We start from the raw sequence: 9,763 nt of genomic DNA on the forward strand, positions 1-9,763 counted from the left end.
GGAAAGGCCTGGCGGGCAAGCTGCGGCTGGGCATGACCTACACGGTCGTCGGCTACTACATGTCGCGCCACTACGCGCGCTTTCGAAAGACCTATCCCGAGATCGAGGTCGAGGTGCTGGAACTGCCCCGAGACGCTCTCGAAAGCGGGTTGATGTGCGGGGACATCGACATGGCCGTGATGCTGGTGTCGAACCTGGAGCACACCAAGGAGTTGGCGCAGGAGGTCTTGATGCGGTCGAACCGCCGGCTCTGGCTTTCGGCTGATCATCACCTCCTCGCGCGGCAGGAGATCAGCCTCGCCGATGTGGCGGCGGAAGATTATGTCATGCTGACGGTTGACGAGGCACGCACGACGGCCGCCCGTTACTGGGATGCCGCGGGCCTTTCGCTCCGCGCCGTCCTTACCACCAGTTCGGTCGAGGCCGTGCGGTCGCTCGTGGCTGCCGGCATGGGGGTCACTGTCCTGTCCGACATGGTTTACCGCCCCTGGTCCTTGGAGGGGCAGCGCATCGAAGTGCGCGGGCTTGTCGAGCCCATCCCCACTATGGACGTTGGCCTTGCCTGGTCGCGTGACAGATCAATCGAACCGGCGGCTGCGGCCTTCCGGGCCTTTATGTCCGTAACCATGGGCGGCGGCGGCTAACCTCCTGCCGCCAGTCAGGCGCTATGGCTGGTTGAGCAGCGGAGCATGCCGCGCGCAGGAGCTGATGCCTCGCATCATCAAGGGGGATTTCACCTTTGTCGCAAATTACCTCGTCATCGTCGTCCCTCAGGTTGCTCCCGACAAACAGAAGGAATTCTTGGACAGTCTTATTGGTCCACCTCGGACCGGAACCGGAGAAGTTTCTCATCGGCGGGCGGTGACTTCACGGTTGCGGGCTACGATCTGCTCGTGGCGGAGGGGAGGCGTCGCCTCGATGAAGCCCTTGATCAGCGCGTCGCGAATTCCGGGTGCGCGCGCCTTTTCCGCCGTGGACAGCGCATCCTGAAGATCAGGCAACGTCAGTTCCGTGCAGTAGGCGGGCGTGCCCGGTTGCTCAGCGCATGGTGCGCGGATCTATTCCGTATTGAGCGGACATCCAGAGGGTCGCGCAGGGCGGTGCTGCCGACGGAGCAGTCCGCCTCGAAACTCGTATAGCTCGCGGCATCTACTGACGGCGCGCGCCAGGCGCCAGGCAGGTTGCGGTGCCCGTTGTCCGGATGCATGCCGGTATCATCTGCCTGATCATCGTGTCCTCGTTTCGCTCGCTAATGCCGACCTGTTAGAATAATCGACCGGGGGCTATATGGAGACTCTCTCCGATTCGGCTTTTAGATACGGAGAGTGTCTCCGGTATTCAAGGGTTCAAGGTCAGTAATGTCGCAATTTTCGGTCGCGTCAGCCCTGCGCAGGGACGCGCAGCATAATCGGGCGCACATTCTCGAGGTGGCGCGACAAGCGTTCGGCAACGACAGTGTTGACGTTTCGATGGATTCTATTGCGAAGCTGGCGGGCGTGGGAGCAGGGACGCTCTACCGCCATTTTCCAAACAAAGACGCCCTGCTGGCTGCGCTGTTAGTTCTTCATTATGAAGGCCTCGACCATCGTCGCGTTGAAATCGAAGCCGGGGAGAGCGATGCAGGCCGCGCACTCGAACTCTGGGTTGAAGCTCTCGGCGACTGGATGCTGGCTTATGAGGGCTTGCCTGAACCGTTACGGGCGGCTTGCCGAGTAGAATCCCCGCTGACGCCGACCTGCCATGCTGTCATCGCGACGACGGAGCGAATCCTGAAGGCTGCACAGGACGAAGGGCTTGCACGACGGACGATGACCGGGCGCGACATCTTTTTCGGGGCACTGGCGATCGCTTGGGCGAGCGGCGCAACGGCAGCGGGCGAAGACATCCGCAACGTGCTTCGCGACATTCTGAAGAACGGGTGGATGGAACCGAAAACAGCACCGGGCGGCCGACCTTAGTCTGCCTATCCGACTGTGCAGCCTCTCGAATTTAATCACGACCGCCGCTAGCGGGTGTGCATCAAACAAGTGCTCTCTGACAGGCGGCCGCTGGGCTTGGGAAGGAGCGGCGTGTGAGGGCGGCAATTGGTCGGCCGCCCGCAGCCGCTTGCACAACCGCGATAGCAAAACCTTGGCATGATGAGGAAGAATATTGGACGAGCGGGGGTTTTCTGTACCTCTTGACCAAGCGTGAGCACTCGTCTTGGCGCTATGCTATCATTTCTGATCCCGCTTCCTGAAAACGGGGGATCCCGCAGAGCCTGAGGCAAGTCACCACTTCGTCCAGGATGATATCCAGTGCCTTGGCCACGCCGGGCTCGCCAGCCACGGCGCCGAACAGGGCGGCCCGGCCGATCGCCGCGACGGTGGCGCCGCGTGCCTTGGCCTTGACGATGTCCGTGCCCGTGCGGATACCGGAATCGATGAGGATCGGGATTTGGGCGCCAAGTGCCTGACGGATAGCGGGCAGGGCATCGATGCTCGATACAGCACCGTCGAGCTGGCGGCCTCCATGGTTGGACACCCAGATGCCATCGGCACCAGCCGCCACCAGTCGCGACGCATCGCCCGGGTGCAGGACGCCCTTGACCAGCAGCCGGCCTTTCCACCAGTCGCGGATCTGGCGGAAATCGTCCCAGTCGAAACCTGCATGGAGGCTGCCGCCAACACGCGCGGCGATCGTCAGGCCGGCGCTGTTGTCACCGAGATAGCCGCGGACGTTCTCGAACTGGGGCAGACCGCCGCGCAGCAGGCGCAGCGACCAGCCAGGATGAAGCATGCCTTCCCAGAGATGCCGGGCCGAAGGCCGCAGTGGGATAGATATGCCGTTCCTAAGATCCTTTTCGCGCTTGCCACCGGCTTGCAGATCAACGGTCACCACCAGCGTCGAATAGCCAAATTCTTCCGCTCGCCTCACCAACTGGCGATTGAAGTCGAAATCCTTGAGCACATAAAGCTGGAACCACAGCGGCCCCTGTACGGCTCGCGCCATGCCTTCGATGCTGGCCGTGGCCATGGTGGAGAGCGTGTAGGGGATGCTGCGAGCGGTTGCCGCCCTCGCGATGGCAATGTCGGCTCCGGGCCTGACCAGCGCGCAGGAGCCCATCGGGCTGATCACCAGCGGTGTTGGCAAGGTCTCGGACCAGAGCGTCGTGGAAACGTTCGGATGCGAAACATCGGTAAGCACGCGCGGCAAAATTCTGATCTTTTCGAAATCGCTTCGATTGGCTTTGAGGGTGAGTTCTTGCCCCGCCCCGCCATCGATGAATTCGAAGACGGATTTCGGCAGACGACGACGGGCAAGCGTGCGAAAGTCCTCGACCGAAACCTGGCGATCGAGAGCGCCCATCTCAGGTCTGGACCCTGTGCCGGCCGGCGATGAAGAATATCCGGCGCATGAGCGTCTGGCCGACCTTGCCAGGTCCAACAAGATTTATCCTTGGCTTGGTCATATCAGTCGCGCCCGGCAGCGAGCCGGTCGCAGACCGAACGGGTTATCTCGCTGGTCGACGCCCTGCCTTTCAGATCGGCGCTCAGAAGCCCGTTGGCCAGGCAGTCCTCGGTCACGCGACGGATGCGCGCTGCGGCCTGGTTGAGTCTCTCGTCGCCATGCTTGTGGCCGAGCCAGTCGAGCATCGAGGCTGCCGACAGGATCGTCCCATACGGATTGGCGATACCCTGGCCGGCAATGTCGGGCGCCGAGCCGTGCGCGGCCTGGAAGAAGCCGTTGGCCGCGCCGATCTCGGCTGAAGGCGCCATGCCCATCCCGCCCACCGTCGCGGCGGCGAGGTCGGACAGGATGTCGCCGAACATGTTCTCGCTGACGATGACGTTGAAATGGCCCGGTTTCACCACGAGATGCATCGCCATGGCGTCGACCAGCGCGTGCTCGGTCGCGATATCGGGATAGTCCTTCGCCACTTCGTCGAAGACGGAGCGAAAGAAGGCATAGCTGCGCAGCACGTTGGCCTTGTCGCAGCAGGTCACCCGGCGCACGCCGTCACGGGGCGCGCCGCCCGACTGGCGCGCCAGTTCGAAGGCCTTGCGTGCGATGCGCTCGATGCCGGAGCGGGTCTGCACCAGCGTGTCGACCGCCACTTCGCCGCGCAACAGCGCGCCCGATCCCCGCGCGGCGTAAAGCCCTTCGCTGTTCTCGCGCAAGATGATGTAGTCGATACCGCCGGCCTTCACTCCGCTCAACGGGCTCGGCACGCCCTCGAAAAGCCTGACGGGGCGGATGTTGGCATAGAGATCGAGTTCGAAGCGCAGCCTCAGCGTGAAATCCAGGCCTGCTTCGGTCCCATCGGGATGGATGACGCCCGGCAAGCCGCCCGCACCATGCAGGATGGCGTCCGCCTCGCGGCAGGCCTGGAAGGTCGGCTCGGGAAAGCTCTGGCCGGTCTTCAGGAAATGCTCGGCTCCGGCCGGGTATTCGCTGAAGTGCAAGGGGCTGCCGGGACCGAGCGCTGCTTTCACCACTTGAACCGCTGCGGCGCAGACTTCCGGGCCGATGCCGTCGCCATGCACCACGGCGATTTCGTAGACAGGCTTCATCGCCAACTCCCAAATGGTCTAACGCTCAGATGCACTTGCCGCCATCGACGTTGAGGTCGACGCCGGTGATCATGCTGGCCTCGTCGGAGCACAGGAATGCCGCGGCGTTGCCCATGTCCGCCGGCGTAGACAGCCTGCCGATCGGAATGGTGGCGACGACGCGGGCGCGGTTCTCTTCGCCGGAGCCGATGAAAGTGGACAGAAGTGGCGTGTCGCCGGCAACCGGATTGATGGCGTTGACGCGGATGCCGAAGGGGGCGAGTTCCACGGCCATGGCCCGGGTGGCGGCAATCGCCCAGCCTTTGGAAGCATTGTACCACGTCAAATTCGGGCGCGGCGAGACGCCGCCGGTGGAGGCGACGTTGAGGATGGCGCCTGATTTGATGGATTTGAAATGCGCGACGACCGCACGGGCGCCATTGTAGATGGATCGCATGTTGACGTTGGCGATCCGGTCGAACATCTCTTCGTCCATCGTCTCGAGCGCCAAGGGCGGCTGGGCCACGCCGGCATTGTTGACCAGTATGTCGAGACCGCCAAAGGCCGAGCGGGCCAGGTCTGCCGCCGCTTCGAAGCTTCCGAGTGTCGAGACGTCGCCAGTGATTGGCCGCACATTTTCGCCGGCTTCGGCAGCAACGCGAGCCGCGGCGGCCTCATCACGGTCCATCAACACGACCAGCGCACCTTCGGTGACGAATTTCCTGACGATGCCTTCGCCAAATCCCGAACCGCCGCCCGTGACGATAGCGACCTTGCCAGCAAGTCTCATATCTGTTCCTCCGTTGCCGGCACCATCGGGGAAGTCGCGTGCATTGCACAGTCCGATTATCTGAACGCCCTTTTAGCTTTCCTTGTTTGAGGTCGACCGGCGTGGGAGTCATAGTCGCCACGGAATTGTGAGGAGGAAGAGATGACGCTGAATTTCGACCCGCGGGCGAAGGCCACGGCGCTCTACCATGGCGAATTCCGGCCGATGTTCGTCGGCGGCAAGTGGGTTCCGGCACAATCCGGCCAGGAGATGCAGGCGCTCAACCCGGCGACTGGCGAAGTGCTGGCCACCGTGCCGCGTGGCTCGGCGGCCGACATCGATGCGGCGGTGGACGCTGCGCGCACGGCCTTCGAAGGGCCGTGGTCAAAATTCTCGCCCTACGAGCGGCAGTGCGTGCTTCTGCGCATCGCCGATCTCTTCGAGACCCATTGGGAAGAACTCAGCGTTTCCGACACTCTCGACATGGGACTGCCGATCACGCGCACGCTCGCCAACCGGCGGCGCGTCATCGGCATGCTGCGCTTCTATGCGGGCATGGCGACCGCGCTGCATGGCGAATCCATAGACAATTCGATCCCCGGCGAGATCGTCTCGTTCACAAGGCGCGAGCCGGTAGGCGTTGTCGGCGCGATCATCCCCTGGAACGCTCCGACCGCGGCGTCGATCTGGAAGATCGCGCCGGCGCTCGCCACCGGCTGCACCATCGTGCTGAAGCCCTCGGAGGATGCTTCGTTGACGCCGCTGCTGATCGCCAGGCTGATGCAGGAGGCCGGCGTTCCCGACGGCGTCGTCAACGTCGTCACCGGCACCGGGACAGAGGCCGGGGCGCGGCTCGCTGAACATCCCGACGTCAACAAGATCGTCTTCACCGGCTCGACGCTGACCGGCCAGGCCATCGCGCGGGCGGGCGTGACCAACCTCAAGCGCGTTTCCCTGGAGCTCGGCGGCAAATCGCCGATCATCGTCTGCCGCGATGCCGACATCGACAAGGCGGTTCCTGTCGCCGCGATGGCTGTGTTCGTGCATTCGGGCCAGATCTGCATCGCCGGTTCGCGGCTTTTCGTGGCCCGCGAAATCCATGACGAATTCGTGCGCCGGGTCGCCGAGTTTACCGGCAGGCTTCGCATCGGCCATGGCATCGAGGCGGAAACCGAAATCGGCCCGCTCATCAATGCCAGGCAGGCCGGCAAGGTGGTGGGCTATATCAAGGCCGGCCGCGACGAAGGCGCGGAACTGATGGCGGGCGGCTCGCGACTGACCGGCGGGCCCTACGACGGCGGCAATTTCATCGCGCCGACTGTCTTCGGTGCGGTGTCGGACAAGATGACCATCGCGCGTGAAGAGATCTTTGGTCCGGTGATTTCGGCGATGCCGTTCGACACGCTCGACGAAGCCGTGGCGCGGGCCAATGCGACGCCCTATGGCCTGGCGGCCGGCATTTGCACCAGTCATCTTGGCACCGCCCACAAGCTCGCCCGCCGCATCAAGGCCGGCTCGGTATGGGTCAACATGTACCACGCCATCGACCCGGCGGTGCCGTTCGGCGGCATGAAGATGTCCGGCTACGGCCGCGAGGGCGGCATCGAACATCTGCATGAATATCTGGAGACCAAGTCGATCTGGATCCAGACCGACTGAGGGTGCGCTGATATTCAGGTGAGGCCGGGCTGCCAATGGCGGCATTCCCAGCGCACCATTCTCGGCGCTCGTGCAAGGTGCCTGTCCGAAGGCGCGACGCTCAGTTTGCAAGTTCGCGCAAATTGGTGCGGATGAGGTTCATCAGCTGTTCGGAGAAGGAGTGGTGCACATAGCCCCGCGCGGTGATGATGCCGACCGAGCGGTGGGCGTCGCGATGGTCGATCGGCACCACCCGCATACGCTCGTCATTGCGCGAAATGGCGATGCCGGGCACCACGCAGACGCCAAGTCCCGAACACACCAGTGCCACCGCCGTCTGTGCGCTTTCGACCTCGTATTGCGGCTTGAACTCGATGCCTTCCGCCGCCGTCAGCCGATCGACAAGGCCGCGCACGGCGGTCTTGCGGTTGAGCAGGATGAGCGGATAGCGCAGCAGGTCGGAGAGCAGCAGCTTCTTTTCGCCGCCGTATATTTCCGTGGGGATGCAGGCCATCAGCGGATCGTCGAGGATGGACTCGAACTGGAAGTCCGTCAGGTTTGGCAGTTCCGGGCCGATGTAGAACTCGACCTCCTGCTGTTGCAAAAGGCCAAGCGCGGCCTGCGGCGGACTCTCGATGACCTCGACGATGCTGCGTGGATAGCGCAACTTGAATGTCGCCAGGATATCGCCCAGCCGGCTTGCCGCGAGCGTCGGGGCGCAGGCGATCTGCACTTTGCCCTTGCGACGAGCGGCGACCTCCGTCAGGCGGTCGAGGCTGGTCTGCACCTGTGACATCACGTTGGCGATCTCCTCGAACAGGATCTGGCCTTCCGGCGTCAGGCTGGCACGCTGTGCGGTGCGGATGAACAGCGAGATGCCGATCTGCTCCTCAAGGTCGCGAATCTGCATCGAGACCGCCGATGGCGAACGGTTGCTCTCCTCGGCAGCACGTCGGAAGCTGCCGTTTTCGGCGGCAAGCAAGAACGTCTGCAGAAGTTTGAGGTTGACGCTGGGCATATCCGCTCGGGCAGGGTGATCTGACCCCTGACCTATTCAGACGCGGAACCGATTGCAAGGCAATAGGGCAGGCCAGACATTGGTCCTGGCTTGGCCGGCAAAAGTGTCTCTCTTGTCGAGCCGCTCAATGAACCGCGGCGAACATGACGCGTTCCTCGGTGGCCTCCGAAAGCATCATCTCCTCGACCACGCGGCCGCGCTTGACCACCAGAATGCGATCCGAAACGGCGAGAATTTCAGGCAGGTAGGACGAGATGACAACGACGGCCATGCCTTGCTCAGCGAGATCGCTGATGAGCTGGTGGATCTCGACGATGGCGCCGACGTCGACCCCGCGTGTCGGCTCGTCGAAGATCACCAGCCTCGGCTTCTGAATCAGCGATTTGGCGATCACGACCTTTTGCTGGTTACCGCCGGAGAGCTCGATCATCCGGGCTCGGTCGCTGGTCTGCCGCAGGCTCAGACGTTCGCCCCATTCGCGGGCAAGTTGCCTGGCTCGCGCCAGCGACACCATGGAGACGGGATTGGCGCCCTCGGTCAGTTCACCCATTTGCAGGTTCTCGCCCGCGGTCATGGTTTCGAAGAAACCGTCGACCTTGCGATCCTCGGTGACATAGACGATGCCGTCGCGCACCGCAGGCCTGGGCACCCGATAGCGCACCGACTTGCCGAGCAGGCGGATCTCGCCGCCGTGGAAGATGTTGCGCTTCAACAGTCCGGCGACGACCTTGGCCATTTCGGTGCGGCCGGCGCCGACAAGGCCGAACATGCCGGTGACCTGGCCTGAAAACACCGAGAAGGAAGAGTTGCGCACCAGGCCGGCGCAGGACAGATTCTCGACCGAAAGCACCTTGTCGCCATAGGGGCGCGCCGTGCGCTTGACCTCGCCATGCAGCGTTTCGGTGAGCGTGCGGCCGACCATGGCCTGCACGATCGAGGCGCGGGTGAAGCCCTTGGCCTCGCCGGACGCGACGATCTCGCCATCGCGCATGACCGTGATGCGGTTGGCGACGGCAAGCGCCTCTTCCAGCGCATGGGTGATGAAGATGACGGCGATGCCCTCCTTCACCAGCCGCTGCAAAAGTTTGAAGAAGTGGCTCTTCTCTTCAGGCGTCAGCGTCGCGGTCGGCTCGTCGAAGATGATGACGCGGGCCTTGTGGTGGACGGCGCGCGCGATCTCCACCATCTGCTTGTGCGCCGCGCCCAGCGTGCTGACCTGCGCGGACGGGTCGACCTGGAAGCCCATGCCGGCGAGGAACTGCCGCGCCTGAATGTAGAGGCCGCGCAACCGGTTGAACATCTTCTCTTCGCCGAGATAGAGATTCTGCGCCACGGTCATGGCCGGCACCAGGTTGGTTTCCTGGAACACCATGGCGATGCCGGCGCGCAGCGCTTCGGCGGGCGTGGCGAAGGACACATCCTTGCCGTCGAAGGTCATCTTGCCCTCGGTCAGCTTGAAGACACCGGCCATGACCTTGGTCAGCGTCGACTTGCCGGCGCCGTTTTCGCCGAGCAGCGCGTGGATTTCTCCTTTGCGCAGGTCGAAATTGACATTCTTGAAGGCCGGAATGCGCGCGAATGCCTTGGCGGCATTCCTGAGTTCAATGATGTTGGCGTCCGACATCGCTTAGCCTCGCTTGCCGCTGGCGGCGCTCGCCACGCGCACGATCCTCGATCCGCCGCGCGAGGCGACCAGCAGATCATCGCCCAGCTCGCAGGCGCTCAGCGTCCCGTGCACCTTGCCGTCTGCGCGCGAATGGAAACTCGACAGCGGCTTCATGTTCTCGTCGCAAAGAACCACCAGCC

General features: G+C 63.4%; 9 protein-coding genes. 3 read left to right on the forward strand and 6 right to left on the reverse strand.

Annotation, left to right across the window (positions count from 1 at the left end; translation table 11 throughout):
• On the forward strand, positions 1–644 hold a 644-nt coding region (locus tag ENZ75_RS10560), incomplete at its 5' end, for a LysR substrate-binding domain-containing protein (protein ID WP_128278089.1).
• Between the two features lie 204 nt (positions 645–848).
• On the opposite strand, the gene ENZ75_RS10570 is transcribed toward ENZ75_RS10560, so the two are convergent.
• Positions 849–1,001, reverse strand: a complete 153-nt coding sequence (locus tag ENZ75_RS10570; RefSeq protein ID WP_244514267.1) for a hypothetical protein — start codon at positions 999–1,001, stop codon at positions 849–851.
• A 357-nt stretch (positions 1,002–1,358) separates the two neighbouring features.
• Here ENZ75_RS10570 and ENZ75_RS10575 point away from each other — a divergent pair, with 357 nt between their 5' ends.
• Complete coding sequence (locus ENZ75_RS10575) at positions 1,359–1,958, forward strand: TetR/AcrR family transcriptional regulator (RefSeq protein WP_063167472.1); 600 nt, start codon at positions 1,359–1,361, stop codon at positions 1,956–1,958.
• A gap of 250 nt (positions 1,959–2,208) precedes the next feature.
• Here the strand turns inward: ENZ75_RS10575 and ENZ75_RS10580 are convergent, their stop codons facing one another.
• From ENZ75_RS10580 to ENZ75_RS10590, 3 genes are all read right to left on the reverse strand, one after another.
• On the reverse strand, positions 2,209–3,348 hold the full coding sequence (locus ENZ75_RS10580; protein WP_063167473.1) for an alpha-hydroxy acid oxidase: 1,140 nt from the start codon (positions 3,346–3,348) through the stop codon (positions 2,209–2,211).
• Positions 3,349–3,452: 104 nt separating this feature from the next.
• Positions 3,453–4,553, reverse strand: a complete 1,101-nt coding sequence (locus ENZ75_RS10585; protein ID WP_063167474.1) for an isocitrate/isopropylmalate dehydrogenase family protein — start codon at positions 4,551–4,553, stop codon at positions 3,453–3,455.
• A 25-nt stretch (positions 4,554–4,578) separates the two neighbouring features.
• Positions 4,579–5,322, reverse strand: a complete 744-nt coding sequence (locus ENZ75_RS10590) for a glucose 1-dehydrogenase (RefSeq protein ID WP_013533144.1) — start codon at positions 5,320–5,322, stop codon at positions 4,579–4,581.
• Between the two features lie 141 nt (positions 5,323–5,463).
• Here ENZ75_RS10590 and ENZ75_RS10595 point away from each other — a divergent pair, with 141 nt between their 5' ends.
• Complete coding sequence (locus tag ENZ75_RS10595) at positions 5,464–6,960, forward strand: aldehyde dehydrogenase family protein (protein ID WP_063167475.1); 1,497 nt, start codon at positions 5,464–5,466, stop codon at positions 6,958–6,960.
• 100 nt (positions 6,961–7,060) lie between these two features.
• Here ENZ75_RS10595 and ENZ75_RS10600 read toward each other — a convergent pair whose 3' ends face one another.
• Positions 7,061–7,957, reverse strand: a complete 897-nt coding sequence (locus ENZ75_RS10600) for a LysR family transcriptional regulator (protein WP_063167476.1) — start codon at positions 7,955–7,957, stop codon at positions 7,061–7,063.
• A 124-nt stretch (positions 7,958–8,081) separates the two neighbouring features.
• Complete coding sequence (locus tag ENZ75_RS10605; protein ID WP_063167477.1) at positions 8,082–9,581, reverse strand: sugar ABC transporter ATP-binding protein; 1,500 nt, start codon at positions 9,579–9,581, stop codon at positions 8,082–8,084.
• Between the last annotated feature and the right edge of the window lie 182 nt (positions 9,582–9,763).

Origin of the sequence: Mesorhizobium sp. M7A.F.Ca.CA.002.04.1.1 (assembly GCF_004022805.1) — a bacterium.
GTDB classification, from domain to species: Bacteria; Pseudomonadota; Alphaproteobacteria; order Rhizobiales; family Rhizobiaceae; genus Mesorhizobium; species Mesorhizobium ciceri.